This is a genomic window from Paeniglutamicibacter sp. NPDC091659 (assembly GCF_044756805.1).
Classification (GTDB): domain Bacteria; phylum Actinomycetota; class Actinomycetes; order Actinomycetales; family Micrococcaceae; genus Paeniglutamicibacter.
Genome location: NZ_JBIVTO010000001.1, coordinates 738,618 through 765,348, shown reverse-complemented (window position 1 = coordinate 765,348; position 26,731 = coordinate 738,618). Strand labels below are relative to the sequence as shown.

Genomic DNA, 26,731 nt, shown 5'->3' with positions numbered 1-26,731 from the left:
AGGGCGAGTCAGATGACCATCGTCAACTCGAACCACGAACAGACCCACCCCGTGACAACCGAACCGCCGGTCCTGGCCGGCAACTCGGTTCTGGAACGCACCTTCAAGATCGCCCAACGCGGATCGACGGTCAAGCGGGAAATCCGTGGCGGCATCGTCACCTTCTTCACCATGGCCTACATCGTGGTGCTCAACCCCTTGATCCTCGGCGGCTTCAGCCCCGACGCCGCCCCCGTGGACGTGGCGGGAAACTTCCTTCCCGCCGCCGCGGTCGGCGCGGCCACCGGCCTGACCGCCGGCCTGCTGACCATCGTCTTCGGGCTGGTGGCGAACCTGCCCTTCGGGCTCGCCGCAGGGCTGGGCATCAACTCCTTCCTGGCCGTCTCCGTCATCGGCGACGTCACCTGGCCCGAGGCCATGGGCCTGGTCCTGCTCAACGGCATAGTCATCGTGATCTTCGCGTTGACGGGCGCCCGGACGGCCATCTTCCGGGCCATCCCCAAGGACCTGAAGGCGGCCATCACCGTCGGCATCGGCCTGTTCATCACCTTCATCGGATTCGTCGACTCGGGCTTCGTCACCCGCACGCCGGCCGGCCCGCCGGTCCAGTTGGGCACAGACGGTTCCATCTCCGCATTCCCCACCATCGTCTTCGTCATCGGCGTGGTGCTCATGGGCGGGCTGGTGGCCCGCAAGGTCCAGGGCGGATTGCTGATCGGCATCATCGCCACCACCATCCTGGCCGTCGTCGCCGAAAAGGTCCTGCGCATCGGGGCCGCCAGCGAGGCGAACCCCGGCGGCTGGCACCTGAACGTTCCCGAGCTTTCGGGACAGGTCCTCTCCATCCCGGACTTCTCCATCATCGGGCAGTTCGACATGTTCGGGGCCTTCTCACGCATCGGCCCGCTGGCCGCGACCATGCTGGTCTTCACCCTGGTGTTCACCAACTTCTTCGATGCCATGGGCACCATGACGGGCCTGGCCAAGAGCGCCAACGTTTCCCGCAAGGACGGCACCTTCCCGCGCATCAAGTCTGCCTTCGTGGTCGAGGGCATGGGCGCCGTGTTCGGCGGCATGACCAGCACCTCCTCCAACACCGTCTACGTCGACTCGGCGGCGGGCATCGGGGAAGGCGCACGCACGGGACTGGCCTCGGTGGTCACCGGCATGTTGTTCTTGGGGGCAATGTTCCTGACCCCGCTGACCTCGGTGGTTCCCATCGAGGTGGCCGCCTCCGCCCTGGTGGTGGTGGGCACCATGATGGCCGGGCAGATTCGCGCGATCAACTTCAAGCGCTTCTCCGTGGGCATGCCGGCATTCCTCACCCTGGTCACCATGCCGCTGACGTACTCGATCGCCAACGGCATCGGCGTCGGATTCATCTCCTGGGTGCTGATCAATTCACTGGCCGGACGCGGGTCGAAGATTCACCCGCTGATGTGGGTGGTTTCGGCAGGCTTCCTGGTCTACTTCGCGCGCGGACCCATCTCCCTGATGCTGGGCGCCTAGCCCCGGCGCTTCCCGAAGGACGTTGCTCAATGCTCAATCTCCATTCGGGGTTGGACACCGCGATGGTGGCTACCGGCGATCCGTTCGCCGTGGCCACCATCGTGGGCACCACCGGCTCCACCCCGCACCCCATCGGCACCTCGATGCTGATCCATGCCGACGGCTCGACGACGTCCTCCCTCACCGGCGGATGCGTGGAAGGCGCGGTGCACGCCGCCGCGCTCGAGACCCTCGAAGACGGCCACCCCCGCCGCGAACACTACGGCTACTCACCCACCGACGCATTCGCCGTCGGTCTCACCTGTGGAGGCGAAATCGACGTGCACATCGCACCCTTTGCGCCGGAATCGTCCATGCACGACGTGCTGGACCAATTGGCAACATTCCAGGCCACGGATCCCGTGGCACTGATCCGCCGGATCGACATCGGCTCCACCGGGTCGGTGCTGGTTCCCAACCCGGGACACCTGGGCATCCAGGACCTCGCCGAGCTCCTGGTCCCGGTGGTCGGCGAAAACGCCAGCTCGCTGGCGGCAACGCTGTGCTTCCAGCTGGTTGCGGGCGGACGCACCGGCATCGTGGGCCTTGAAGGCGAGGGGGCTTCCTGTGTCGAAACCACCATCGAGCTGATGGTCGAGTCCCGGCTCAGCCCGCCGCGCATGATCGTCTTCGGCGCCAACACCTTTGCCGAGGAACTGCTCAAGCTCTCCGCGATGCTGGGCTACCAAGGCACCCTGTGCGATCCCCGGGCCGCGTTCACGCTGCAGCCGCGCTTCAACACCGCGCACGAGATTTCCACCCTATGGCCGCACGAATACCTGGCGGGCGAGATCGCCGCGGGGCGCATCGATTCGCGCACAGTGCTGTGCATCCTGACGCACGACCCCAAGTTCGACATCCCGCTGCTGACCCTCGCGCTGCGCCAACCCGTTGCCTACATTGGTGCCATGGGTTCACGCAGCAGCCACGAGGCACGCATGACCGCCCTGCGCGCGGAACGGGTTCCCGAGCAGGACCTGGCCCGGCTGCACTCACCGATCGGGCTCGACCTGCAGGCCGCAACCGCGGCGGAGGTGGCCATCAGCATTGCCGCGGAAATCATCGCCAACCGCTCCGAGCACGCCACCACGAGTCCGCTGAGCACCCGGTCCGGGTCCATCCACACCCGCTCCCGGAACACCCCCGCGACCGCCGGCCAAGCCATGACACAGGAGGTCCCGGCATGGACATGAACACCATCGAAGCGGTGGTTCCCACCACCGACCCGGACGACTACCGCGACGGGGACGCCTGGCTCGCCGGGGGCACCGTGCTCTTTTCCTACGGATCCCAAACGCTGACCCGGCTGCTGGACATCACCGCCGCGGGATGGAAGGCGATCACCGTGCGCGAGGACGGCATCGAATTCGCCGCGACCTGCACCATCGCCGAACTCTACGCACTGCCCGAAGACCCCTCCCTGCCGGGCGGGTGGAAGGCGTTGGAACTGGTGCGGCCAGCCTGCGACTCCTTTGTTGCCTCGTTCAAGGTCTGGAACCTCTCGACGATGGGCGGCAACATCGCCACCTCGCTGCCGGCCGGGCCCATCATTTCCCTGTGCTCGGCGCTGGACGCCGACGCCGAAATCCACGGCCCCGGCGGGACCGTGCGCCGCCAGCCCGTGGCGGACCTTGTCACGGGCAACGGAACCAACACCCTGGCCCCCGGCGAGCTGATCCGCTCGCTGCACGTCCCCGCCCATGCGCTGCGCGCCCGCACGGCGTTCCGCCGTCTCTCGCTCTCGAACCTCGGCCGCACGGGGGTGATGGTCATCGGACGCGTCGACGACGACGGGCTGTTCACGCTCACCGTCAGCGGATCCACCAAGCGCCCCGTCCAGCTGCGCTTCGCCGCCGGCCACCACCCGCGCCCCGCGGAACTCCTGGCCGAGCTGAAGTCCCGCATCGCCCCGGACGCCTATCACGACGACATCCACGGCCGCCCGCCCTGGCGCGAGGAGATGACCCATCGCCTGGGCCTGGAAGTCCTGGCCGAGCTGTTGCCCGCACCCCGCGTCCCGATCGAAGGTTGAGTCCAATGTCCATCCACATCAACGGCCAGCCGGCCGCCGGCACCCCAGAGCCAGGCCAATGCCTGCGCACCTTCCTGCGCGCCGAGGGCGCGCTGGGCGTGAAGAAGGGCTGCGACGGCGGGGACTGCGGCGCCTGCACCGTCCATGTCGACTCGGTTCCGGTGCATTCGTGCATCTACCCGGCGGTGCGCGCCGAGGGGCACGAGGTGACCACCATCGAGGGCCTCGCCGCGGTCCAGGGAACCGCGGGATCGCTGGCCCCCATGCAGGAGCAGGTGGCCAGGGCCCAGGGATTCCAGTGCGGTTTCTGCACCGCCGGGCTGATCATGACGGCCTCGACCTTCGACGAGAAGCAGCTGGAGGACCTGCCCCGGAACCTCAAGGGCAACCTCTGCCGCTGCACCGGCTACCGGGCCATCGAGGACGCCGTGCTGGGACGCGACGGGGACGCCTGCTCGCACCCGCCGGAGGAAAGCTGCGCCCTGGACGGCGGCGATCCCGTCGCGTCGGGCCCCGTGGGGAGCAACGTCCCGGCCCCCGCGGCAAACGCCATCGTGACGGGTCAGGCCCGCTACGCCCTGGACATCCCTTCCGGGGAGCTGCCCGACCTGCTGCACATGAAACTTGCCCGTTCCCCGCACGCCCACGCACGCATCCTGCACATCGACGCCACCGCCGCGCTGGCCATTCCCGGCGTGCATGCCGTGCTGAGCCACGTGGACGATCCGGGCGTGCTCTTCTCGTCCGCGCAGCACGAACTCATCGAGGACGACCCCGACGACTCGCTCATCTTCGATTCCGTCGTGCGCTTCAAGGGGCAGCGCGTCGCGGCGGTCGTGGCCGACTCCGTGGCCATCGCCGAGGCCGGGGTCAGGGCGCTGGAGGTCGACTACGAGATGCTGCCCGCCGTCTTCTCGCCCTTCGAGGCGATCGCCGACGGGGCGCCGGCGATCCACGCCGGCAAGCCCGCCGCCTCGCGCATTGCCGACGCATCCCGCAACATCGTGGTCGAGGTCCACCATGAGATGGGCGACGTGGACGCCGCCCTGGCCGGCAGCGATGCCAGCTACACCGAAACCTTCAACACCCAGCGCGTGCAGCATGTCTCGCTGGAGACGCACGCCGCGACAGGCTGGTTCGACGACGCGGGGATCCTCACCGTGCGCACCTCGACGCAGGTCCCGTTCCTGGTCAAGCGCACGCTCGAAAGGATCCTCGGCCTTCCGCACGATTCGGTGCGGGTTGTCGCCGGCCGCGTCGGCGGGGGCTTCGGAGGGAAGCAGGAGGTCCTGGTCGAGGACGTCGTCGCCCTGGCCGTGACACGGCTGCGCCGCCCGGTGCAGCTCGAGCTCACTCGCACCGAGGCGCTGACCGCCACCACCACCCGGCATGCCTTCAACGTCAAGGTCAGCGTGGCCGGAAACAGGAACGGCGAGCTCACCGCCCTGGCCATCGAGGTCCTCAGCGACACCGGCGCCTACGGCAACCACGCGCCGGGGGTCATGTTCCACGGCTGCTCCGAGTCGATCGCCGTGTACAAGACAGCCAACAAGCGGGTGGACGCCGCCGCCGTGTACACCAACACGGTGCCGGCCGGGGCCTTCCGCGGCTACGGACTGAGCCAGACGATCTTCGCCGTGGAATCGGCCCTGGACGAGCTCGCCCGGCGCCTGGGCCTGGATCCGCTGGAGTTCAGGGCCAACGTGATGCTGCGCGAGGGCGACCCGATGCTTTCGCTCCATGCCGAGCCCGAGGACGACCTCCTCTACGGGTCTTACGGGCTTGACCAGTGCGTCGAGCTGGCCCGGAACGCACTGGCGCGGGGAGCCGAGCGCGGTGCCGACGGACGCGAACTGGGCGAACACTGGCTCATCGGCGAGGGCACCGCCCTTTCCATGATCGCCACGGTTCCCCCGCGCGGCCACTACTCGCATTCCACCATCGAGTCCCTGGGCGACGGCAGCTTCCTGTTGAAGGTCGGCACCGCCGAGTTCGGCAACGGCACCTCCACCGTGCACACGCAGCTGGCGGCCGATGCGCTGGGAACCACCGCGGAATCGATGTTCCTGCGGCAATCCGACACCGGGCTCACCGACCACGACACCGGAGCCTTCGGCTCGGCCGGAACCGTGGTGGCCGGCAAGGCGACCTTCGCCGCGGCGCAGGCCCTGGCGCTGCAGCTTCGGGAAGTCGCGGCGGAGCTCAGCGGGATCCCGGTCGAGGAGTGTCTGCTGGTCCCCGCGGGCGTCTCCTGCGCCGGAACGCTGGTTCCCCATGCAGACCTGCTTGCCGCGGCGCGCCCGTCACTGCGGCATCAAGCCGAGGGCCGGTGGGGCGGCACGCCCCGCTCGGTCGCCTTCAACGTCCACGGCTTCCGGGTGGCCATCGATTCGCGCACCGGGGAGCTGCGCATCCTGCAAAGCGTGCAGGCGGCGGACGCGGGCGTCGTGGTCAATCCCCGGCAGTGCCGCGGCCAGATCGAGGGCGGCATCGCCCAGGCACTCGGGGCGGCCCTCTACGAGGAAGTGCTCATCGACGGGAGCGGAAAGGTCGAGACCGACGTGCTGCGGCAGTACCACATTCCGACCTTTGCCGACGTGCCCCGCAGCGAGGTCTACTTCGCGAAGACCAGCGATTCGCTGGGTCCCCGCGGAGCCAAGTCCATGAGCGAAAGCCCGTTTAATCCGGTGGCGCCGGCGCTCGCCAACGCCGTGCGCGATGCCACGGGCATCCGGTTCACCAGGACCCCGATTCGCCGCGACGACATCTACCTGGCGCTTCGGGCGGCGGGCAAGGTCCCTCCGCTAGTCCTCACCGAGGAGGTGGAGGTCCAGGACGGTATCAACGTCTGAGCCCGTGTCCAGGTCCGAGCAATCGACGATGTCGATCAACTCCCGGTGCGCGGCCAGGTAGGCGCGGGCCCCCGCATCTCCGGCGGCAGCGGCCGCTGCGGGTTGCGTGTGCTCCGGTGCGAACAGCACCGGGTGCCCGCGCTTCAGGGCTTCGGTCCCCTGGCGATAGCCCGCAGCGGTGATCCGTCCGGGGCGGTGGGCCGCCCTCAGCCGGCGGACCACGTCGGCATCCATGCCGGGCTGGTCCACCAACGCCACCAGCGCGCCGGCCCCGGGAGGAACCGCCGCCATCCCCAGAGCAAAAGAGGAGCCCATCCCGGTGGACCAACGATCATTGATCAGTATCTTGACCCCGACGTCACGCAGGTGCGCAGCCACGCGTTGCGCCTCGGCGCCGAGCACCACCACGACCTCGTCGCATCCGCCCAGAAGCAGGGCCTGGACCGCCGAGTTCAGCAGCGTTTCCCCGTTGCTTTTCACCAACAGTGCCTTGGGGCCGCGGCCCAGCCGCGATCCGGATCCTGCGGCAAGCACAACGCCGTAGCAAGGTGGCCGATTGGCGGGATTGGTCATCTGCCCATCCTAGAATGCATTCCCGCTCGACGGGTATGCACCGCGACCGAGCACCTCAAAATGTCCGGGCGCATTGCAAAGCAACCGGTGCGGGTTGGTTTCACGTGAAACCAACCCGCACCGGTTGCTTTGTCTGAACTGTATGTCAGGGCTTGGAGATGAAGCCCTGCTTGACCATCCAGTCGAAGGCGACGTCGGCGGGCTCGCGTCCGTTGACATCCACCTCCAGGTTCATGGCCCGGAGTTCCTTGTCGGTCAGCAGCGGTGCGATCTTCGCGAACACGTCGGCCATGCCCGGGTACTGCCCGAGGAACTTGCCGTTGAAGACGGGCGCCACGTTGTAGGCGGGGAAATACCCCAGGTCGTCTTCCAGGATGGTGAGGTCCAATGCCTGGATGCGCCCGTCGGTGGTGAAGACCTCGCCGAAGTTGCAGTCCCCCGAGTCGGTGGCGCTGTAGATCGCGCCGGTGTCATACACCCCGACGTTCGAGTCGGGAACCGAGGTGGCGTCCCCGCGCGTGAGCCCGTAGTGCGCAAGCATCGGGTTCAGCCCGTCGAGCCGCGAGTTGAATTCGGCGTCGACGCAGAACGTCAGGTCCTTGGGCGAAAGGCCCTTCAGCTGCGACATCTTGGTGATGCCGCCGAGCTTCTCGACGGCCTCCGAACGCACGGCCATGGCATAGGTGTTGTTCATGGGCGCGGGCTTGCCCCAGTCAATGCCGTTTTCCAGGTCCTGCTCGTGCACTTTTTGCCATTGCTCCTGCTGGTTGGCAATGCCGTCCTCGTGCCCCAGGTAGGTCATCCAGGCGGTGCCGGTGTATTCCCACATCATGCTTGCCTGGCCCGAACGCAGGAGCTCCCGAGCCGGTTGGCTGCCGGGAACGTTGGTGAGGTCGTTGATCTTGAATCCGGCCGCCTGGCCCGCAAGCACGGCGATCTTTCCCAGCACCAGCTGTTCCGTGTAGTTCTTGCTAGTCACGCTCATCGTCGCGTTCTCGGGCAGCCCGGGAAGCTTCTGGATGCTTCCGGGACCGGCCGCCGGCACGTACGACGCCGCTGACGACAACCCGCATCCGGTCAGCAGGATCCCGGCCGTGGCCAAAAGCGCCGCGGGTTTGATCCATTTTCCAATACCCATGATTCAGAGTCCTTTCGGGCGGGCCAGCTGTTCAACGACTCGGCCGAGCCAGTCAATGAGCAGCGCCAACAGCGCCACGAGGATGGAACCCGCAACCAGCACGGTGGTCAGGTTGAGGTTCACGCCGGTGGTGATCAGGATGCCGAGTCCGCCGCCGTTGACGAAGGTCGCCAGCGTCGCGGTTCCGACAAGCAGCACCAAGGCGGTCCGGATGCCGGAGAGCATCACCGGAACCGCCAGCGGCAGTTCGACCTTAAAGAGCACCGCCATGGAGCTCATGCCCATGCCGCGACCGGCTTCCACGAGCCGTTCGTCGACCTGCTTGAGCCCGACCATGGTGTTGGTCAGGACCGGCAGGATGGCATAGAGCACCAGCGCGGAAATCGCCGGCCGGAAACCGAAGCCCATCCAAAACGCCAGAATGACAACCAGTCCGATGGCGGGTGCCGCCTGGCCGATGTTTGCAACGGCCATGACGGGTCCGGTGAAGCGGCGCATCGACGGACGGGTCAGCACGATGCCCAGCGGGATGGCAATGACCAACACGATGAGTGCCGACAACAGGGTCAGCTGCAGGTGCTCGACCGTGTAGCCCCACAGGACAGCGGGGTCCAGGGTCATGCGCTCGGTGTCGGTGAGGTCGGCGTTGAGCAGCCAAAGCACCATGGCCGCGACCGCAGCGGCGATCCCCAGCAGCTGAAGCCAGAGCACGCGCCAGGGATGTTCGATGCGAAGCGTCGGGATGTTCTGCTGCGCCAGTTCGGTGGTGGCAGCCGTCGAACTCATCGCGCGCCCTCCGCACTAAGTGCTTCTTCGGGTGCGCTCCCTCCGGCTTGGCCGTCGCCTGCAATGGCACCTTCGAGGGCAACGGCAGGGATCGCGCCGGAGTTCAGGCCCACGGGAGCGTCGCCTTCCGCGTCGGCGGCCGAAGCGTGGGCGGCAGAGATCGCCTCCATGATGGTTTGCACGTTGATCACGCCGAGGTAGGCATCGCGGCGGCCCGTCACCACGGCGGTTTCCGAGCTCGCCACCAACATGGTGTCCAGGGCATCGTTCAACGTCGCCTGGTCGCCGACCACAGGCGTCGACTCGTCGATGGTGTCGTCGATGATCTGCAGGCGGGACAGCTGGCGGCGAGTCAACCGGCGGATCGGGCGGCGGCGCTTGTCGAGCACGACCGCCAGCGAATCTCCGGCACCCTGGACGCGCGAAAGCACGTCGCTGGCCAGTTCGCCGGGCTGTGCCGTGACCGCGCTGCGCAGCTCGACCTCGTTGACCCTGGTGAGGGTCAGCTGCTTGAGGCCCGCGCCCGAACCGATGAAGTTCTCGACGAACTCGTTGGCGGGGTTGGCCAGGACGCGTTCGGGCGAGTCGTACTGGACCAGCTGCGCTCCCTCGTCGAAGACGGCAATCCAGTCGCCCAGCTTGACGGCTTCGTCGAAATCGTGGGTGACCATGACGATGGTCTTCTGGACCTCGGACTGGATGTTCAGCAGCTCGTCCTGCAGGCGCTGGCGCGTGATGGGGTCCACCGCGCCGAAGGGCTCGTCCATGAGCAGGACGGGAGGATCGGCGGCCAGCGCGCGGGCGACACCCACGCGTTGCTGCTGTCCGCCTGAAAGTTCCTTGGGGTACCGGTCCCGGTAGATCGCAGGATCCAGGGAAACCAATTCCAGGAGTTCATCGACGCGTGCGGCGATCTTGGCCTTGTCCCAGCCAAGCATCTTGGGCACGATGGCGATGTTCGCGGCAACCGTCATGTGCGGGAACAGGCCGCCGGCCTGGATCACGTAGCCGATGCGGCGGCGCAAAGTGTCGCCATCCATCTTGGTCACGTCTTCGCCGTTGATGACGATCTTGCCGCTGCTTGGCTCGATGAGGCGGTTGATCATTTTCAGGGTGGTGGTCTTGCCGCAGCCCGAGGGGCCGACGAACATGACGATGCTGCCGGCCGGGATTTCCAAGGTGAGGCCGCCGACTGCGGGCTTGGCCTGGCCTGGATACTGCTTGGTGACCACGTCAAGCAAGATTGCTGCGCCGGTGACGGCGTCATTGTTTTCAGACACGGATACCTCGCGGGGTGGTTAGTCGGCCAATGCCGAGCAAAATGAGATCAAGAATGAACGCCAGAATGACCACGCCGATCACTCCGACAAGTACTGAGTCAAAGGCCTTGGCGCCTCCGAGGCGCGAAAGGCCGGAGAAGATGAATCCGCCAAGTCCGGGACCCAGCCCATAGGCGGCAATTGCGGCAACGCCCATGACCATCTGGGCCGATACCCGGATTCCGGAGAGGATGATGGGCCATGCCATCGGGAGTTCGACGGTGGCCAGCGTCCGCATGCGGCCCATGCCGATGCCCCTCGCTGATTCCACGATGGACGGGGAAATTCCCGCCAGCCCAACGATGGTGTTGCGGAGAATGGGCAGTGCTGCGAAGAACGCCACGACTATGACGGCCGGAGCCACGCCGAATCCGAACGGCGCGATCAAAAGGCCGATGGCGGCAAAGGACGGAATCGTCAGGCCGATTGCGGAGACACCGTTTGCCATGGACGACAGTGACTTACTGCGGTAAACAAGTGCCGCGATTCCCACGGCGATCAGCGTTGCGAGGATTAGACACTGCACAACGAGGGAAAAATGCTGCCAGGAGGCAAACAGTATTTGGCGGTATCTTTCGCCAACAAATTCAAACACATCAAGACCTGCTTCACTTAGGTTACGTAGCTCGCTCTCTTCGACCCAATGGGCCTAGGATACTTGCCAAACATAACCCGACTGCCCCTCACATATCCAACCGAGAGCGCTCTCAGGCATTACTTTGATTAGTTTGTAATTGACGCCGTTCGATGAAAAATACTCTCCCACTAGTCAACTGTTCGTGATTTGAGATAATGACGAATATCACCAAATAATATTTTGAATTATCGATGGTTTTACAAAGTTTTCAGCACTTGGCGCACAGGTTGGAACCAGCCAACACCCAGCCGGATCAGCATCTTCCCGCCCAGGTTCGAGCGGGAAATCCCGTAACTCGACCAACGGATTCCGCACCGAAAACCACGTCGAGAACAAGTGCCGCCGACACGCACCCGGCGCCGCAAAGGCCCGCACCCAACATGCGCCGCGGTCCGGTCCATCACACACGTTCCGCTCGGCTGCGGCGAAATCTGGAGCCTGACAAGTCGAAAGCGTTTTATCTGGCACCCAGGACCGCGTTGTCCGGGCCCCAGAAGCACGGACAGAGGACCCCAGTCGACACTAGTCATCACGGCGATCGACGTGCCCTCATCGCGACTGCAGGCTACCCCTCGCACACGCCGAGCAACCCGGCCGTTCGCGACGTCGGTCGCAGGGAGCGCAGCGTCCGCGGGGAAGAATTCATTTTCAAGGAAGTGCACTCGGAGGCGCCAATGCACGCCAATTTTGCAATCGAGTGTTCACGCAGGATTCCAAACAGCCCAAGAATTTATCAAGAATTTCCACCCCGTCGCGCAACATCAACCAGACGGCAACCGATTTCCAAGCGCCCAAACCTGCGGATTTCAAATGGCTGTAATTCCAAGAAATTCAATCACATTTTACGCAATCATTTCCGGTACCGAAACCCCATATTTACCTGCGAATCCAGAGTAGCCAAACGGGGTAGCGACAAGGCGGGAGCAGGTCTGAAAATCGATGTCGATCATCAGTCCCGCTCCCGCCTTGGGAACGTGCCTTTAAACCAGCCGCCTAGGCAGTGACCTCGGAGGTCGTTTGTGCCCGCCTGAAGTTCTCGATGTCCTCCCGCGAGGCCACCCCGCCCCTCGGGCCCTCGATGGTGACGGCGCGCGACGCGGCGGCCACCGCAAATTCAACTGCCGAGCGCAGGCCGGTGGATTCCGACAAGGCGAAGACCAAGGCTCCGCCGAAGGTGTCCCCCGCACCGGTCACGTCGACCACCGGCACGGTGTAACCGGGGACCGTCCGGACGCCGATGCCGTCGTGGATTTCCGCGCCGGCCGCGGCCAGGGTGCGGATGACCGTCCTGACCTCGTGCTTGCGCATCCACGCGGCGACCACGGCCGGATCCGGGTCGCCGAAGGACAGCTCGAAGCCGATTTGGTTCATGATGATGACGTCGGCGCCGTACAGGTAGCCTTCGTCTCCGGCAACGAATCCCTCGACGTCCAGATCGAAGACCACACGGCGGCCGTGTTCGCGCAGCTGGGCCAGCACCGCATCCCCCGCGCTGGTTCCGGCCCGCAGCCGCTTCGCCCGGGACAGGGTCGTGTACAGGAACCCGGGTGCCTTCAGCGCCTCCATCGCTTCGGGCGGCAGGATCATGGGGCTGTCACCGGTCTCCGCATAGAGGACCACGTGTTCGCCGCCCACCAGGAAGATCATGTTCCGCGAATCCGGGACCTCGGGGTCGTACAACATGTGCGTGGTTCCCAGGCCGTAGCGGCCGAGGTCGGTACACAGCCGCCGGGACAGCGCGCCGTCGTTCAGGTGCGAGATGAACTCCGTCGGGCCGCCGAGCCCGGCATGGACGGAAGCGGCATTGGCGATCATGCCGCCCACGTAGCTTCCGGTGGCATCGAACGGCGCCTTGTCGGCCAGCTCGGGCCAGCGTTCCGCCGTGAAGTAGTCGTCCAGGGCCACGTCGCCGATGAAGAACGCCGTGTGCCGCGCGGCCGCGCTATCCACGGTTGCCCCCTGCAGCGCTCACGCCGACCTCCACATGCACGGGCCCGTCCTCGACATCGGTCCAGGTGGACCCCCCGTCGCCGCCACAGGTGGCCATCCAGTAGTAGTAGGCATCCCCGTCAACGCCGTGGCACGCGTCGTGCCACGTGCCCTGGTGAAGGACGACGGCGGTGCCCGGGTTGATCACGAATGCCCGGACATCGGCGGCGTTCGGTTGCCCGGCGTCGGTCGGTGCGGCGACGGCCAGGACCACCGGGGAGCCCGCGGTGAAGAGGGCTTCCTCGGTGCCCAGGTGGCGCTCCATGCGCCGCGTGCTGAACGGTGCGCCGCTGCCAAGGGTCATCCCGAGGGAGCCGTTGGTGCTGATCAGCGGGTTGGCGGTGTAGACGTCGGACCAGCCGTCACCGGAAGAGACCACCAGCCGAGCCGCCGGTTCCTCCGGCTGGAGCGCCGGAACCATGGCGTGGACCCGGCCGAACGGCGCGAATTCCTCGGCCGTCACGGGCAGGGCTTGCAGCTTCACCGGACGGCCTGGCCGTTGGCGGTGCCGGCCAGCGTGCGCAGCGCACGCACCTCGCGCATCAGCAACTCGACGTGGGCGGCGGCGATCCGGCCGGTGTCCACGTGGGTGTCCTTGAGGAAGCTGCCCACGATCGCGCCGTCCGTCGCCTCAAGCTGTTCGTGCACGTTGGACGCGGTCAGGCCGGCGCCGATCAGCAGCGGGAACGTTTCGCCCACGACGGAGCGGAAACGCTTGACCTTGTCCAGGTCGGTTTCCTGGCCCGTGGCATCGCTGGTGATGACAAATGCGTCGCACCGGTCCATGCCGATGACCAGGTCCTCCGCCTCCGTGCGGCCGGAGTTCACCGGCTGGTACTTGAAGCGCACACCGCCGAACAGCACGGAGTCGACCTCCCCGCGAAGTTCCTGGAGCTCTAGTGCGAATTCCTCGTCGGCTTCCGGCGCCAGGTGCCCGGCGACCGAGTCCATCTGGATGAAGTCGACGCGGAACTGGCGGGCCAGCTCGAAGGCGAGCAGGTGGTCGTGCAGGACGTTCACGCCCACCAACAGGTCGGGGTGCTTGCCCTCCAGCCATTCCAGGACATTGCGCACGTCGGTCTTGTCGCCGAAGTAGTTTTCCACGACGACGCCGTCAACACCCTGGCTGCGGAGAATTTCCAGTTCCTCCCGGGCAATGTCCAGCCGTTCGGAGGCGGAGTCGCCCGAAAGGTGGAGCATGCCAAGAATGGGCTTGGGCTGGCTGAAGGTCCGGCTAAACCGGCTGTCACCGATGGTCAAGGGAAAGTCCTAACTTGTGAATGAGGGGTATCCGGCATGCGCCGGAGTTGGAAGCCTTAAACGGCCCGCGGCGGAGAGCTTTGCCCCGGCGGCGTCCCGTTCCAGGACGTGCCGACGCGCATTTCCAGCGCGGGCGAGTAGATCACCGAGGTGTGTTCGACCAGCTCGTCGTCGCTGCTGTACACCTCGCCACTGGCGCAGATGAACCCCGGAACGTCCGGAAGCTCGCCGAACACCCGGCGGGTCAGCTCCGAGGGCAGCGCCACTGACAGCGAGATCTCGGAGCGGACCGGCGCGACGCCGTAGTGCTCGCGCAGCACTTGGTAGAGGGACAGATTGTCGAAGCCGAAATTCTCCAGGCCGGGGAACCGGCCCAGATCCAGCACCGACGTGTCGAGGTTCAGGAACGTGTGCGAATCGTTCGTGGCGACGCCGCGGGCCCGGACCAACCGCAGCTGCGGTCCGTTGGGGCCGTCCTGGACTTCCTGGGACAGGACCTCCGTGACGGGCCGTTCGTTGCGTGCCCGGGAAAAGTCCGTGAAGCCGCCGAAGTTCCAGATGCTGTGGTTGATGGGCGTGTAGGTGACGATGGTCCCCTTGCCCCGGATCTGGCGGACCAGCCCCTCTGCAACCAACAACGACACCGCATGCCTGACGGTGCTGCGGGTAATGCCGTGCAAATCCCGCAGCACCGTCTCCGACGGGATTGCCTCGCCCTCCGCGTAATCGCCCTCGAGGATCCGCTGGCGCAGGTCCCTGTAGAGCTGTGCGTACAGCGGTGCCGAATCCTGTGGATCGAGCGCAAACTCAGCTGTCATGCGTATCTGTCCCCCTCATGTGTTTCTGTCGTTACTTGCCGGCGTTGATGGTGATCTTCTCCAACGCGGCATCCCTGAGTCCGTACTGTTCAAGAATCCTCAGGTAGGTTCCGTCCGCCCGCATGGCCTCCATCGTGGCCTGGATTGCGTCCCGGAGTTCCGTGGATTCCTTGGCAACGCCGATGCCGTAGTTGCCTGGTTCCAGTAGATCACCGATCGTGTAGAACTTGTCCGGCTGCTGTTTCTGCAGGTCAAGAATGCCTTCGAAGCCAATCAGCGATGCCTGCGCGCGGTCCTGCTGCATCTGCAGGATCTCCTCGGCCTGGGTGGGGACCTGAAGGATCTTGATCTGGTTGTCGGCCGCACAGGTCGACTTGCTCAGTTCCTCGGTGGACTGCACCCAGCTGGTTCCGGTGGAGACGGTCACCGTCCGGCCGCAGAGATCCGCAAGGGTCTTGATGTCCTTCTGGTTCTGCACCGGGGCGAAGAACTGGTTGCCGGTCCTGAAGTAGTCGACGAAATCGAGCTGGCCCTGGCGCTTCTTCAGGTCCGAGAACGCGGTCCACACGATGTCCGCACGGCCCGTGGTCACCGAGACGATCAGCTGGGCGAAATCGACGTTCTGGAAGTTGGGCTTGAGCCCCAGCCGCGCGGCGAGCTCGTTGGCCAAATCGATGTCGGCGCCCTTGAGCTCGGTGGAACCGGCGTCGGAGTACTCCATGGGCGGGTAGGCGAGGCTGATGGCAATGTTGAGCGTGCCGGCGTCGCGGATCTTGGCGGGCAGCATGGCCTGCAGTTCCGGGCTGGCCGGGGTTGCCGCGCTGGTTTCGCTGCCGGCCGTGGCCGTGCCGGAACCGCCGCAGCCGGTGAGCGCCAGGGTGGCGGCCAAGGCCATGATCGCCGGGGCGGCGGTCAGCTTGGCTGTCTTTGTGGTCCAAGAAAACATCGTCATTGCTGATTCCTTTTCGATGGTGGAGCGATGGGTGGAGTGGTGGTTGGTTAGTTCAGGACACGCGTGAGGAAACTCCGCACGCGGGGATCTTGGGGGTTGGCCAGCACCTCGGACGGCGGGCCGATCTCGCGGATGGTGCCGTCGACCATGATGGCCACACGGTCCGCCACGTCCCGGGCAAAGGCGATCTCATGGGTCACGACGATCATGGTGGTGCCGGAGGCCGCGAGCTTGCGCATCACGTCCAGGACCTCGCCCACCAGCTCCGGGTCAAGGGCGGAGGTGGGTTCGTCGAACAGCATGACCTTGGGGTTCATGGCCAGCGACCTGGCAATGGCCACGCGCTGCTTCTGACCGCCGGAAAGCTGCGAGGGGTAGGCCCCGCCGCGGTCGCCCAGCCCCACTGCCGTCAGCAGTTCCGTGGCCCGGGCCGTCACCGAGGCGCGCGATTCCTTGCGCACGGTCATGGGGCCCTCGATCACGTTCTGCAGCGCGGTCATGTGCGGGAAGAGGTTGAAGTGCTGGAAGACCATGCCGATCTCGCGCTGCTGCTGGCGGACCTTGCGTGGAGGAAGCTCGCGCAGCACCCCGTCCCGCAGCTCGTAGCCGATGATCGAACCGTCGATCCACACCACGCCGTCGTCGAGTGTTTCCAGGTGGTTCAGGCAACGCAGCAGCGTGCTCTTGCCGCCGCCCGACGGGCCCAGGATGCACAGGACCTCGCCGTCGCTGACCTCCAGGTCGACGCCCTTGAGGACTTCTTGTCCGTTGAACTTCTTGTGGACATTGATGGCTTTGACGACGGTGGTCATGACTGCTCCTCGTTGACGGGCCGGGACGCCGAGCGGGACAGGCCGAAGCTGAATCGGAAGGGTGGGCGGCTGGCGCCGTGGGCCACGCCGCGGCCGTAGTAGCGCTCGATGTAGAACTGCACGATGTTCAGCACGGTGGTCCCGAGCAGGTACCAGACTGCGCAGACCAGCAGCAGTTCGATGACCGCGCCGTTGACGAAGTAGACCTGTTGGGCGGCATTGAGCATTTCCGTGAACGAAATGGCCGTGGCCAGCGACGAGAACTTCAGCATCCCGATGGCGGAGTTGCCCATCGGCGGGATGATCAGCCGCATCGTCTGGGGCAGGATGATCCGGCGCAGGGTCTGGAAACGGGACATGCCCAGGGTCTGCGCCGCCTCGGTCTGGCCGTGGTCGACGGAGCTGATGCCGCCGCGGACCACTTCGGTCATGTAGGCGCCCTCGTTGATGCCCAAGCCCAGCAGTGCCGCCACGAACGGCGTCACGACGTCCACTGTCCTGGCCTCGAACAGCCCCGGGATGGTGAGGGTCGGGAAGACGAGCGCGATGTTGAACCAGATCAGCAGCTGCAGCAGCACCGGGGTCCCCCGGAAGATCCACACGTACAGCCAGGCGACAAATCGGGTCACGGGGTTGTGCGAGAGCCTCATGACGGCAAACAGCGTGCCCAACCCGGCACCGATGATCATGGCGAAGAAGGAAATCAGCAGGGTGTTGGCAAAGCCGCGCAGAATCACTTCGGCGGTGAGGAACTTGCCCACCACGTCCCACTGGATCTGGCCGTCGGCGAATGCCTTGACCAGAAGACCAAGCAGAACCACCACGATCACGCCGGACAGCCACCGCCCCGGGTGCCTCAAGCGGACGATCTTGTAACTGCGTTGTTGCAGAGCATCCGCCCCGACACGGGTAGTGTCCGAGGCCACTTGGGAAAGCATCGGCATGGCCCTCAATCTCTAAGTTGTATGGTCAGGTGTACAACTTGAATTTAGGGTGACGCCCGACACGAGTCAAGCATTTTTGGATTGTGACTCGCGCGCTGGATTTTCGCCCTCCCACCGACCCCGAACGGCACTTCGAATGGAATAATCGCAGGATCCTCGTCCGCCAGACGCGGCCGCCTGCCGCCGCTCCCGACGAACCATGCCAGAAACACCAACTCAAGTACGGAAACGGCAGTCCACCCGAAAACCAGGCACGGAGGACGCTGCCCGGACCTCGAACCTGTCAGGAACCGCCGGTTTTCCCATGGAGCGAGAAGTTGGAATTTTCGACGCCGCGGAGTTCCATGACGCCGCACGGCGGAAGAATGGTTCCGTCTCGCCGCATGCGGACACCGCGCGACGCCGACTCGGAGCACCGAAACAGAACACGCTACGAATACAGGAACGGCACGGGCGCTGCCATGGATGCGTGTTGGGGGTTGGGCGAGAGCGGGCCACCGAACGGTGGCCGACATATCCGGGGGGGACCTGTGATAACCCGGTGCATCGGCTTCGCGGTTTCACGCGCCTCGACACTCCCCCGGAGTGGACACGGCCTTCGTTTCGCGTTCGCGGCATAGACTCACGGAAGTAGCCTCAAGTATTTACGTTCCTCTTTTGGGCTGCGACCTGCACTTTTGGCCCGTGTTGAACATGGGCGCCGTTTCTGCGGTACGGGTTGCAGCATGCGCAATCGGGGAATGCAGCCGACAACAAGGAGAAGCCTTGCACCTCCGCTCCGCCAGCCCCAGCCGCCCGATTCACATCTGCTTCCAGTGAGCGGCGAGCCAGTGCGTCCCCGTCCGCAACCCACCGTCATCACCCACACCCGCGTCATCGATGGAAGCGGAGCGCCCGCCTACCTCGGTGATGTGGTGCTCGAACACGGCAAGATCACCGCGATCCTGCCGCCGGGCGGCTACACCGATGACACCGGGACCACCCGGATGATCGACGGCGCGGGGCTGATCACCTGCCCCGGGTTCATCGACATGCACGGGCACTCGGAACTGCAGATCCTGCTGCGCCCGGAACACCGGGCCAAGCTCACCCAGGGCGTGACAACCGAGGTGCTCGGCCAGGACGGCCTGTCCTACGCGCCGGTGGACGATGCCATGCTCGGGACCATGCGGGAGAAGCTCGCCGGCTGGAACGGGAACCCCCCGGAGCTGAAGTATTCATGGCGCACGGTCGGCGAATACCTGGACCGGCTGGATGCGGGCATCGGCGTCAACGCCGCCTACCTGTTGCCGCAGGGCACCATCCGGGCCCTGGCCATGGGCCTGGGTCCGGGCGAACCGACGCCCGAGCAGCTGAGCGCCCAGGTGAAACTGGTGGCCGACGGCATGGAACAGGGAGCCGTGGGCCTGTCCTCCGGGCTGACCTACACCCCGGGCCTGTACGCCGGCGAGGCCGAACTTGCCAGGCTCTGCGCCACGGTCGCGGCCTACGGCGGATACTATGCGCCGCACCACCGTTCCTACGGGGCCGGCGCCCTTGACGCCTACGCCCAGATGATCGCGCTCGCCGCCGAATCCGGGGTGGCACTGCACCTGACCCACGCCACCCTGGACTTCGCGCCCAACGAGGGCAAGGCACCGGAATTGCTCGCGATGCTTGATGCGGCCTTGGAGGCCGGCGTGGACGTCACCTGCGACACCTACCCGTACGTCTCCGGGGCCACCGCCCTGGCTTCGCTGCTGCCCGGCTGGGCCGCGGCCGGGGACTCGGACACCGTCATCGCCAGGCTGGAGGACGACGCGACGGCCGCCAAGATCCGCCACGACATGGAAGTCAACGGATCCGACGGGGCCCACGGAATGCCCGTCGACTGGGATGCGATCGAGATCGCCTCGGTCGACACCCCGCAGCTGTTTGTGCTGGCCGGGCAAACGATCGCGGAGATCGCCCGCATCCAGCGCGTCGAGCCGTTCACGGTCTTCTGCAACGTGCTGGCCGCCGACCGCCTCGCCACGGGAATCCTGCTGCATGTCGGCAACGAGGAAAACGTCCAGGCCATCATGAAGCACCGCACGCACACCGGCGGATCCGCCGGCATGCTGGTCGGCACCAAGCCGCACCCGCGCGGCTGGGGCACCTTCCCGCGGTTCGTTTCCCACTACGCCCGCGACCTGGGCCTGATGGACGTGGCGGAGATGATCCACCACCTCACCGGGCGCCCGGCGGCCCGGCTCAAGCTGGCCGAACGCGGCCTGCTGCGCGCCGGGTACGCCGCCGACCTGGTGGTCTTCGACCCGGATGCGCTGCTGGACATGGCCACCTACGCCGACCCGCGGCAGCCCGCCGCCGGCATCAACTACGTCTTCGTCAACGGCGTCTGCGCCGTCGACGACCACCGGCCCACCGGTGCGCTGGCGGGCCGCGCCCTGCGCCGCACCCCGGAAGGGACGACCCAGGCATCATGAACACCCCGGAAATGATCGAGATGCTCGAACGCGACAGGGCTCTGGCAGTGGTCAGCGCCCGGTCCATCGACGATGCGGCCCAACTGTGCGCAGCGCTGGCCGGTGGCGGCATCACGGCGGTTGAGCTGACCTTCACCACCCCCGATCTGCTCGCCCATGTGTCGCGGGCCGTCGAAACCGCGGCCGAGCACGGGGCGACGATCGGCGTCGGCACGGTGCTGCACGCCGACCAGGCCCGCGCGGCCATCGACGCCGGCGCGCAGTTCCTTGTCACTCCCGGAATCCGCCCGGAGGTCGCCAAGGTTGCAGCCGCCGCCGGAGTGCCGTTCTGCCTGGGTGCCATGAGCCCCACCGAGGTTGCCATGGCCTTGGACCTGGGATCCACGGTGGTGAAAATCTTCCCGGCCGGGACCCTGGGTCCGAACTACCTCCGTGAGTTGCTGGAACCCTACCCGGGGGCGCGTTTGCTGCCCTCCGGGGGCATCGACCTGGCAAACGCCGGCGAATTCCTCGCTGCAGGGGCCCTGGCCGTGTGCTGCGGCGACTCGGTGGTCCCGCCGGGGCTTGCCGCCTCCGGGGACTATGCGCGGATCCGCGAGCTGGCCGCCGGATTCACGGCCGCGCTGCGCTAGGAACACCGCGTGCGCGGGCACCTTGTCTTCTTTGCCGCGGCGCGGGTGCACCTGTGATGTGATGATTCCATGAAACTTGCAACGCTGCGCCGAGCCGGTGCCACCGAGACGACCTTTGCCGCACTCATCGAGGGCGACGCGGCCTTCGAGCTCGCGGGCTTCGCCGACGTCGGGGCCTTCCTGGCCGCCTCCGACGAGGCCCGCATGGACGCGCTCGACGCGGCCGTCGGCATCGACACCGCCGTCCCGCTCGCCTCGGCCGACTACGCGCCGCTGGTCCTGAACCCCGCCAAGGTCTATTGCATCGGGTTGAACTACCGGAACCACATCGCCGAGGTCGGCAAGCAGGAACCCAAGTTCCCGACGGTCTTCACCAAGTTCGCTTCCTCGCTCACCGGCGCCAACGACGACATCGAGATCCCCGCCGAGGACCACCGGATCGACTGGGAGGGAGAACTGGCGATCGTCATCGGCACCAAGGGGCGCCGCATCGCGGAGTCGGAGGCGGCAAACCACATTGCCGGCTACGCGGTGTCCAACGACGTGTCCATGCGCGGCTACCAGGGCCGCAGCACCGAATGGACGCAGGGCAAGTGCTGGGACGCGGCATCCCCGCTGGGCCCGTGGCTGGTCAGCGCCGAGGACTTCACCCCCGGCGCGAAGATCACCACCCGGGTCAACGGCGAGGTGGTCCAGGAAGACTCGACCTCCGACCTGGTCTTCTCCCCCGCGGCGCTGGTCGCCTACCTCTCGGTGCTCAACGAGCTGCGCCCGGGCGACGTCATCCTGACCGGAACCCCCGCGGGCGTGGCGCTGGGCCGCCGCAACGAGGCGGGCCGCCACCCGTGGCTCAAGCCCGGCGACGTGCTGGAAACCGAGATCGAATCCCTCGGCACCAGCCGCAACACCTTCATCTAGCACGGAGGCACGGTGTCTTACCCTCCGCAGTCCGATCCCCCGCAGTTCGATCCCCGGCAACCGCCGAATCCCTACCTCGGCCAGGTCCCCGGCCCGTATCCCGGCCAGTATCCGCCCTCGGGGTCGGGAAACCCGCAGGAAACGCCCCTGCAGCTGCCCGCCTACGGCGTCGGGATGGGCACCGCCATCAAGCGGGCCTTCCGGAAGTATGTGGTCTTCGGCGGACGCGCCTCGCTGTCCGAGTACTGGTGGCTGGTCTTCTTCGACGCCGTCGCCTCGCTGGCGTTCCTCTGCTTCTTCATGGCGCTGGACGCCTCGACGACGGACCCGGCCACCGAGGAGCTCAGCGGGTTGACGGTGCTGGCGTTCCTGCTCTGGATCGGCTTCGGCATGGCCATGTTCATTCCCACGCTTGCCGCAACCTCCAGGCGGCTGCATGATGCGAACTTCAGCGGCGCGCTGCTCTTCCTGCACCTGGTGCCGGGCGTCGGCCCGCTGGTCGTCGCCATCCTGTGCCTGTTTCCCTCGACCCCGGCCGGGGCCCGCTTCGACGCGGGTTTCCATCCCGGCGTGGGAGCCTACCCGCCGTACCAAGGCTGAGCGTCCGCACTTGGATGATCCCGGGGGGGTGTTGCGCGACCATCGCGTAACACCCCGCGGTTTTTCCGCGCCCGAATCGTAGGCTGGGGCCATGAGCTTCACTACTTGCGATCTTTTCGATGCCGACGAAACACTGCAGTCGCTCTCGCTGCAGCTTGCCGATTTCGGCGCCCGCCCCCGGTTTTCCGGGCCCATCCGCACGGTGCGCTGCTACCGCGACAACGGCCTGGTCAAGTCGCTGCTGAACTCCCCCGGAGACGGCGCGGTCCTGGTGGTCGACGGGGCCGGCTCCCTGGAGTCCGCCCTCATGGGCGACATGATCGCCGCCGCCGCAGTCAAGAACGGCTGGGCCGGGGTTGTCATCAACGGCGCCATCCGCGACCGCGTGGCGCTGGCGCAAACGGAGCTGGGCATCAAGGCCCTGGGTTCCAACCCGCGCAAGAGCGCCAAGGACTCGGTCGGCGCCGTCGACGTGGTCGTTGACTTCGGCGGGGTCGTCTTCAAGCCCGGCGCCACGCTGTGGAGCGACGAAGACGGAATTCTCGTCGGGTCCTGATGCCGCAGCCGGTGGGCTCCGCGCAAACTCCGGTCGGGGCCCGCTCACAATAGGTACCGGGTGCAACTCCTCGCCGGAGAATCCGGGAGCCGCGCGCCCGCTCTTCGCGCTTGGAGCCGCTGCCTGAATCCGGCCATCCAGGATTGGCTCGGGTGCTTGTGGACAAACACAGCAGTGGGCGGCGTGGCAACCAACACCACGCCGCCCGCTGCTGCTTCAACGACTAAACGCCCGCCGAGACGTGCTTGACGAATCGCTGGACACGATCGCAGCCATCCGGACCGAAGATGTGTTCCGGAGAGCCGGTGTCGACGACGTTGCCGTCCTCCATGAAAACGACCCAGTCGGCGACGTCGCGGGCCAACCTCATTTCGTGGGTGACGATCACCATCGTCATGCCGTCATTGGCCAGGCCCGCGATGACATCCAGCACCTCTGCCACGAGCTCCGGGTCCAGCGCACTGGTGGGTTCGTCGAAAAGCATCACCGACGGCTTCATGGCCAGGGCCCGGGCAATGGCGACGCGCTGCTGCTGGCCGCCGGAAAGCTGGTGCGGATACTTGGAACTGTGTTGTCCCATGCCCACCCGCTTCAGGAGTTCGCGGCCGTACTCGTCGGCCTCCGTCTGGGTCATCAGCTTGGTCTGCACAGGTGCCAGCGTGACATTTTCCAGCACGTTGAGGTGCGGGAAGAGGTTGAAACGCTGGAAGACCATGCCGATATTGGACCGCTGTTGCGCCATGGCGGCATCGCCCAGGGGCAGCTTCCGTCCGTCGCCATCCATCCGGTAGCCGATGGTCTCTCCGTTGACGACGACCTGGCCTCCATCGTGTGGTTCCAGGTGGTTCAAGGTGCGCACAAGCGTTGTCTTGCCCGAACCCGATGGCCCGATCACGACAACAACCTCTCCGCGGTGGACGTCGAGATTCACGCCCTTGAGAACCTGGTTTTCGCCAAAGGTCTTGGTGACCTCTTCCGCACGCACCAACTTGTCGCCCGCATGCGGATGGCGTTCACGGACTCGCGCCGTCAGGTGTTCGATTTCCGCCGGGCCGCCCTCTAGCTTCGTGTGGCGGCGCGTTACGTCCAGCTTGCGTTCCAGCGCCGCGCGCAGCAGGTCAAAGACCGTCACCAGCAGGACGTAGAAGGCAGCGACGGCGGTCAGCGTCTCCAGGACCAAGAAGTTCTGGGTGAAAAGCCGCTGGCCGACCAGCAGGATCTCGGGAAGCGAGATCACGCTGGCGAGCGAGGTGAGCTTCAGGATCGAGATGAACTCGTTGCCCAGCGTTGGAAGCGCGATACGGAATGCCTGCGGCAGCACGATCCGGCGCTGGAACTGCCCGTAACGCAGGCCGAGCGCCTTGGCCGCCTCACGCTGGTCGAGTCCTACCGAGAGCAGGCCGCCACGGTGGATCTCCGCCATGTAGGCCGCCTCGTGCAGGACCATGGCGATCAACGCTGCGTTGAACGACGATCCCAGGATGACCTGCGAGGCGGGGAACACCTGCGGGATGTTGTAGGCAAAGACCAGAAGAACCAGCAGCGGCAGGCTCCGGAAGAGCCAGATGTAGAGCCCGGCGATCACATTCAGTGCCCGCTTGCGCGATTCGCGCATGAGGGCCAAACCGATTCCGGCGACGTTGGCGATCGTCCATGACAGGACAGCCAAGGCCACCACGACGCCGGCGCCCTTCCAAAGATCGGGATCCAGGAACAACGAAAACGTATATCCCCAATCAAACACCATGGCACTCACCTATTTCCGGTTCAATGATTCTTTGAGGACCTCGGGATCCACCGGCTCGAGGTTGTACTTGGCCAGCAGGTCCTTGTAGCTGCCATCGGCCTTCATGGTTTCAATGGCTCCGGCCACCGCGTCTTGCATTTCGGCGTTGCCCTTGCTGACACCGATGCCCACAGCGATGGGATAGATCAATTCCTGGCTGCTCAGGACCAGGCGCTTGCGGGACTTCTCCACGGCAATCTTGGCGACGGCGCCGTCTGTCATCTGCGCATCGACCTGATGGGCCAGGAGCGCCTGGGTGGCTTCGGGATCGGTCGGGAATTCCTTGACGGTGATGGGACCCTTGCCGTTTTCCTTGCACTTGTCGCTCTCGGCATGCGGCATGATGTCGGCGATGACCGTTGCCGTGACAACTCCAACGCTCTTTCCGCACAGATCCTGCGCAGTCACGTACTTGTCCCCGTCGGCAAGGCTGATAATCGAGTTTCCGGTCTGGAAGTAGGGTACAAAGTCGACTTCCTTGGATCGGGCCGCGGAAATGTAAAGCGTCGAGGCGATCACGTCATAGCGGTTGGATTTGATGCCGGCGACGATCTGCGCGAAACGGGTGTCGGTGAAGCTGGCCTTGAGGCCCAGGTTGTTGGCCACGGCATTCATGAATTCAACGTCGAAGCCTGCCGGCTTGCCGTCCTGCAGCATGTCGTAGGGAGGATACGTTAGGTCAACGCCGATATTGAGGATGCCCGGGGCCTTGGTGGCCACTTTGGGGACGGTGCCGTCGACGGGGGCGCTGGCATTGCTGGAACCCGCGCATCCGGTCAGCATGAGTGATGCGATGGCTGCACACCCAACGAGAGTACTGCGGAAAGTCTTACCCATGATGTTCTCCTTGTTAAAAGTTGCGGCGCCGAAGAGTGATGCTAGACGCTCTGGTTACACCAGCCACTTACTACTGCGGCGTATATCTCGATAATTTCTTCGTATTTCGCCAGTTCCACCCATTCATCGGCCCAGGAGTAGGGAGGTGTGCCCGGACCGATGTTCACCGAAGGAATGCCTGCTTGGTGGAGCGGAACCATGTCGGTCCAGAACGGAATGCCCTGGAAAACCGGTTCGGTGCCAATGCTGTGCATGGCCGCAGCCACGGCACGAGCGATGGGGCTGTCTTTGTCGATTTCGTATGGGAGGCGGGGGCCGGAAAGCCAATGTTCGCTGAATTCAACCGTCGCATCGATGCGCGGATCGGTTTCCGCGAGTTTCTGAATCATGCTTTCCGCTTGGTCGCGCACGTCGTATGGGTCTTGGCTGGGAAGCAACCGGATATCGCAGGTCATTTCGCAACGGTCCGGAACCTGGTTGTGCTTGGTGCCGCCGCGCACAGTGCCGATGTTGAGCTTGGGTCCGCCGGGGAGTTCCGGGTGCGGGTGGTACGGCATTTCGGATTCGAACTTCCGCATGCCCGCGAGGACCGGTTCCATGGTTTCAATGGCGTTGAGCCCGAGTTCCTTGGCGGAAGTATGGGCCTGCTTGCCGTGTGTGGTGACCTTCAGGTAGGCGGCTCCCCTGTGGACCGTGCCGATGGTGTTGTCTGTGGGCTCGCCGCAGATGCCCGCGTCCGCAGTAAATCCCGCTTCGAGGAGCGAACGGGTGCCGACCCCACCTTCAAAGTGGCAAGAGACGCCCTGGAACACAACGTCGCCCTTCGGACGCTGGCCGCCGGTGGCAATGCGGCGCATGACGGCAAGGGCGGCAGTGGTAGCGGCCTTCATGTCCGCAATGCCCGCCCCATAGATGCGGCCATCCTCAACCGTTCCGCGGAAGGGATCCTTGGTCCAGTCCGGTGAGGCTTCATACGTGTCCAGATGCCCGTTCAGGAGGAGCGACTTGCCGCCGCCGGTTCCTCGGATGCGCCCACCAACCGAGTACCGTCCGGGCATCGATTCAACGAGTTCCACTTCGTCAACGCCCCATTCACGCATCTGCTGCGCAATAAATTCGGCCAACGGCGTTTCATTACCCCATGTTGAGTCAATGGAAAGTATTTCCTGAAGCAGCTGTACATCGGCGCTGTGCTCTGTCATTGGTCCTCCTTGGTGGCTGGTCGCCCGGTGCCCTCGCCGTTTGCGACCTCTACGTTGTGAAAACTATGCAACACT

Annotated in this window: 24 protein-coding genes; 9 read left to right on the top strand and 15 right to left on the bottom strand. The window is 65.5% G+C overall.

What is annotated here, in order from left to right:
- Positions 1-12 precede the first annotated feature (12 nt).
- Genes ACIQLF_RS03460 through ACIQLF_RS03445 form a run of 4 tightly spaced genes read left to right on the top strand, consistent with a single transcriptional unit; the run spans position 13 to position 6,432 of the window.
- Entirely contained in the window at positions 13-1,509 is a 1,497-nt protein-coding gene (locus ACIQLF_RS03460; RefSeq protein WP_400294339.1) for an NCS2 family permease, read from the top strand.
- A 29-nt stretch (positions 1,510-1,538) separates the two neighbouring features.
- On the top strand, positions 1,539-2,741 hold the full coding sequence (locus ACIQLF_RS03455) for an XdhC family protein (protein ID WP_400294337.1): 1,203 nt from the start codon (positions 1,539-1,541) through the stop codon (positions 2,739-2,741).
- Positions 2,732-3,580: an FAD binding domain-containing protein gene (locus ACIQLF_RS03450; RefSeq protein WP_400294335.1), complete on the top strand. Its 849-nt coding sequence runs from the start codon at positions 2,732-2,734 to the stop codon at positions 3,578-3,580. The genes ACIQLF_RS03455 and ACIQLF_RS03450 overlap by 10 nt, the downstream gene beginning before the upstream one ends.
- 5 nt (positions 3,581-3,585) lie before the next feature.
- The gene (locus ACIQLF_RS03445) at positions 3,586-6,432 is read left to right on the top strand and encodes a molybdopterin-dependent oxidoreductase (protein ID WP_400294333.1); all 2,847 of its coding nucleotides are present in this window, start codon (positions 3,586-3,588) and stop codon (positions 6,430-6,432) included.
- Here ACIQLF_RS03445 and ACIQLF_RS03440 read toward each other — a convergent pair.
- From ACIQLF_RS03440 to ACIQLF_RS03385, 12 genes are all read right to left on the bottom strand, one after another.
- Positions 6,385-7,005, bottom strand: coding sequence for an NTP transferase domain-containing protein (locus ACIQLF_RS03440; protein WP_400294331.1), 621 nt, complete (start codon positions 7,003-7,005; stop codon positions 6,385-6,387). The genes ACIQLF_RS03445 and ACIQLF_RS03440 overlap by 48 nt on opposite strands.
- Positions 7,006-7,150: 145 nt before the next feature.
- Positions 7,151-8,143, bottom strand: coding sequence for a glycine betaine ABC transporter substrate-binding protein (locus ACIQLF_RS03435; protein ID WP_400294329.1), 993 nt, complete (start codon positions 8,141-8,143; stop codon positions 7,151-7,153).
- 3 nt (positions 8,144-8,146) lie between these two features.
- Positions 8,147-8,809: an ABC transporter permease gene (locus tag ACIQLF_RS03430; protein ID WP_400295021.1), complete on the bottom strand. Its 663-nt coding sequence runs from the start codon at positions 8,807-8,809 to the stop codon at positions 8,147-8,149.
- A gap of 116 nt (positions 8,810-8,925) precedes the next feature.
- Positions 8,926-10,209, bottom strand: a complete 1,284-nt coding sequence (locus tag ACIQLF_RS03425) for an ABC transporter ATP-binding protein (protein WP_400294327.1) — start codon at positions 10,207-10,209, stop codon at positions 8,926-8,928.
- Positions 10,202-10,843, bottom strand: a complete 642-nt coding sequence (locus ACIQLF_RS03420) for an ABC transporter permease (RefSeq protein WP_400294325.1) — start codon at positions 10,841-10,843, stop codon at positions 10,202-10,204. The genes ACIQLF_RS03425 and ACIQLF_RS03420 overlap by 8 nt, the downstream gene beginning before the upstream one ends.
- Before the next feature lie 1,035 nt (positions 10,844-11,878).
- Positions 11,879-12,835 (bottom strand): carbohydrate kinase family protein, encoded by a 957-nt coding sequence (locus ACIQLF_RS03415; RefSeq protein WP_400294323.1) that lies wholly within the window; start codon positions 12,833-12,835, stop codon positions 11,879-11,881.
- Positions 12,828-13,358, bottom strand: a complete 531-nt coding sequence (locus ACIQLF_RS03410; RefSeq protein ID WP_400294321.1) for an ureidoglycolate lyase — start codon at positions 13,356-13,358, stop codon at positions 12,828-12,830. The genes ACIQLF_RS03415 and ACIQLF_RS03410 overlap by 8 nt, the downstream gene beginning before the upstream one ends.
- On the bottom strand, positions 13,355-14,134 hold the full coding sequence (locus ACIQLF_RS03405) for a BtpA/SgcQ family protein (RefSeq protein ID WP_400294319.1): 780 nt from the start codon (positions 14,132-14,134) through the stop codon (positions 13,355-13,357). Before ACIQLF_RS03405 ends, ACIQLF_RS03410 begins: the two co-directional genes overlap by 4 nt.
- A 56-nt stretch (positions 14,135-14,190) precedes the next feature.
- Complete coding sequence (locus ACIQLF_RS03400; protein WP_400294317.1) at positions 14,191-14,952, bottom strand: GntR family transcriptional regulator; 762 nt, start codon at positions 14,950-14,952, stop codon at positions 14,191-14,193.
- Between the two features lie 31 nt (positions 14,953-14,983).
- Entirely contained in the window at positions 14,984-15,904 is a 921-nt protein-coding gene (locus tag ACIQLF_RS03395; protein WP_400294315.1) for an ABC transporter substrate-binding protein, read from the bottom strand.
- 47 nt (positions 15,905-15,951) lie between these two features.
- Complete coding sequence (locus ACIQLF_RS03390) at positions 15,952-16,716, bottom strand: amino acid ABC transporter ATP-binding protein (RefSeq protein WP_400294313.1); 765 nt, start codon at positions 16,714-16,716, stop codon at positions 15,952-15,954.
- Positions 16,713-17,642 (bottom strand): amino acid ABC transporter permease, encoded by a 930-nt coding sequence (locus ACIQLF_RS03385; protein ID WP_400294311.1) that lies wholly within the window; start codon positions 17,640-17,642, stop codon positions 16,713-16,715. Before ACIQLF_RS03385 ends, ACIQLF_RS03390 begins: the two co-directional genes overlap by 4 nt.
- Positions 17,643-18,475: 833 nt before the next feature.
- Here ACIQLF_RS03385 and ACIQLF_RS03380 point away from each other — a divergent pair.
- The 5 genes from ACIQLF_RS03380 (at position 18,476) to rraA (ending at position 22,831) form a co-directional block, all read left to right on the top strand.
- Complete coding sequence (locus ACIQLF_RS03380) at positions 18,476-20,125, top strand: amidohydrolase family protein (RefSeq protein ID WP_400294309.1); 1,650 nt, start codon at positions 18,476-18,478, stop codon at positions 20,123-20,125.
- Entirely contained in the window at positions 20,122-20,757 is a 636-nt protein-coding gene (locus ACIQLF_RS03375) for a bifunctional 4-hydroxy-2-oxoglutarate aldolase/2-dehydro-3-deoxy-phosphogluconate aldolase (RefSeq protein WP_400294307.1), read from the top strand. The genes ACIQLF_RS03380 and ACIQLF_RS03375 overlap by 4 nt, the downstream gene beginning before the upstream one ends.
- 69 nt (positions 20,758-20,826) lie before the next feature.
- Positions 20,827-21,675 (top strand): fumarylacetoacetate hydrolase family protein, encoded by an 849-nt coding sequence (locus ACIQLF_RS03370; protein ID WP_400294305.1) that lies wholly within the window; start codon positions 20,827-20,829, stop codon positions 21,673-21,675.
- Between the two features lie 12 nt (positions 21,676-21,687).
- Positions 21,688-22,275 carry a DUF805 domain-containing protein gene (locus ACIQLF_RS03365; protein WP_400294303.1) on the top strand — a complete coding sequence of 196 codons (588 nt, stop codon included), beginning with the start codon at positions 21,688-21,690 and terminating at the stop codon, positions 22,273-22,275.
- A gap of 91 nt (positions 22,276-22,366) precedes the next feature.
- Complete coding sequence (rraA, locus tag ACIQLF_RS03360) at positions 22,367-22,831, top strand: ribonuclease E activity regulator RraA (RefSeq protein WP_400294301.1); 465 nt, start codon at positions 22,367-22,369, stop codon at positions 22,829-22,831.
- Positions 22,832-23,054: 223 nt separating this feature from the next.
- Here the strand turns inward: rraA and ACIQLF_RS03355 are convergent, their stop codons facing one another.
- The 3 genes from ACIQLF_RS03355 to ACIQLF_RS03345 are packed head-to-tail and all read right to left on the bottom strand — an operon-like array spanning position 23,055 to position 26,656.
- Entirely contained in the window at positions 23,055-24,578 is a 1,524-nt protein-coding gene (locus ACIQLF_RS03355; RefSeq protein WP_400294299.1) for an amino acid ABC transporter permease/ATP-binding protein, read from the bottom strand.
- Positions 24,579-24,587: 9 nt separating this feature from the next.
- Complete coding sequence (locus ACIQLF_RS03350; RefSeq protein ID WP_400294297.1) at positions 24,588-25,454, bottom strand: ABC transporter substrate-binding protein; 867 nt, start codon at positions 25,452-25,454, stop codon at positions 24,588-24,590.
- 41 nt (positions 25,455-25,495) lie between these two features.
- Positions 25,496-26,656 (bottom strand): M20 family metallopeptidase, encoded by a 1,161-nt coding sequence (locus ACIQLF_RS03345; protein ID WP_400294295.1) that lies wholly within the window; start codon positions 26,654-26,656, stop codon positions 25,496-25,498.
- Positions 26,657-26,731 lie beyond the last annotated feature (75 nt).

Coding starts and splice junctions, on each gene's coding strand:
- ACIQLF_RS03460 (WP_400294339.1), top strand. CDS start 13: ATGACCATCGTCAACTCGAACCACGAACAGACCCACCCCGTGACAACC.
- ACIQLF_RS03455 (WP_400294337.1), top strand. CDS start 1,539: ATGCTCAATCTCCATTCGGGGTTGGACACCGCGATGGTGGCTACCGGC.
- ACIQLF_RS03450 (WP_400294335.1), top strand. CDS start 2,732: ATGGACATGAACACCATCGAAGCGGTGGTTCCCACCACCGACCCGGAC.
- ACIQLF_RS03445 (WP_400294333.1), top strand. CDS start 3,586: ATGTCCATCCACATCAACGGCCAGCCGGCCGCCGGCACCCCAGAGCCA.
- ACIQLF_RS03440 (WP_400294331.1), bottom strand. CDS start 7,005: ATGACCAATCCCGCCAATCGGCCACCTTGCTACGGCGTTGTGCTTGCC.
- ACIQLF_RS03435 (WP_400294329.1), bottom strand. CDS start 8,143: ATGGGTATTGGAAAATGGATCAAACCCGCGGCGCTTTTGGCCACGGCC.
- ACIQLF_RS03430 (WP_400295021.1), bottom strand. CDS start 8,809: ATGGTGCTTTGGCTGCTCAACGCCGACCTCACCGACACCGAGCGCATG.
- ACIQLF_RS03400 (WP_400294317.1), bottom strand. CDS start 14,952: ATGACAGCTGAGTTTGCGCTCGATCCACAGGATTCGGCACCGCTGTAC.
- ACIQLF_RS03395 (WP_400294315.1), bottom strand. CDS start 15,904: ATGACGATGTTTTCTTGGACCACAAAGACAGCCAAGCTGACCGCCGCC.
- ACIQLF_RS03390 (WP_400294313.1), bottom strand. CDS start 16,716: ATGACCACCGTCGTCAAAGCCATCAATGTCCACAAGAAGTTCAACGGA.
- ACIQLF_RS03375 (WP_400294307.1), top strand. CDS start 20,122: ATGAACACCCCGGAAATGATCGAGATGCTCGAACGCGACAGGGCTCTG.
- ACIQLF_RS03370 (WP_400294305.1), top strand. CDS start 20,827: ATGAAACTTGCAACGCTGCGCCGAGCCGGTGCCACCGAGACGACCTTT.
- rraA (WP_400294301.1), top strand. CDS start 22,367: ATGAGCTTCACTACTTGCGATCTTTTCGATGCCGACGAAACACTGCAG.
- ACIQLF_RS03355 (WP_400294299.1), bottom strand. CDS start 24,578: ATGGTGTTTGATTGGGGATATACGTTTTCGTTGTTCCTGGATCCCGAT.
- ACIQLF_RS03350 (WP_400294297.1), bottom strand. CDS start 25,454: ATGGGTAAGACTTTCCGCAGTACTCTCGTTGGGTGTGCAGCCATCGCA.
- ACIQLF_RS03345 (WP_400294295.1), bottom strand. CDS start 26,656: ATGACAGAGCACAGCGCCGATGTACAGCTGCTTCAGGAAATACTTTCC.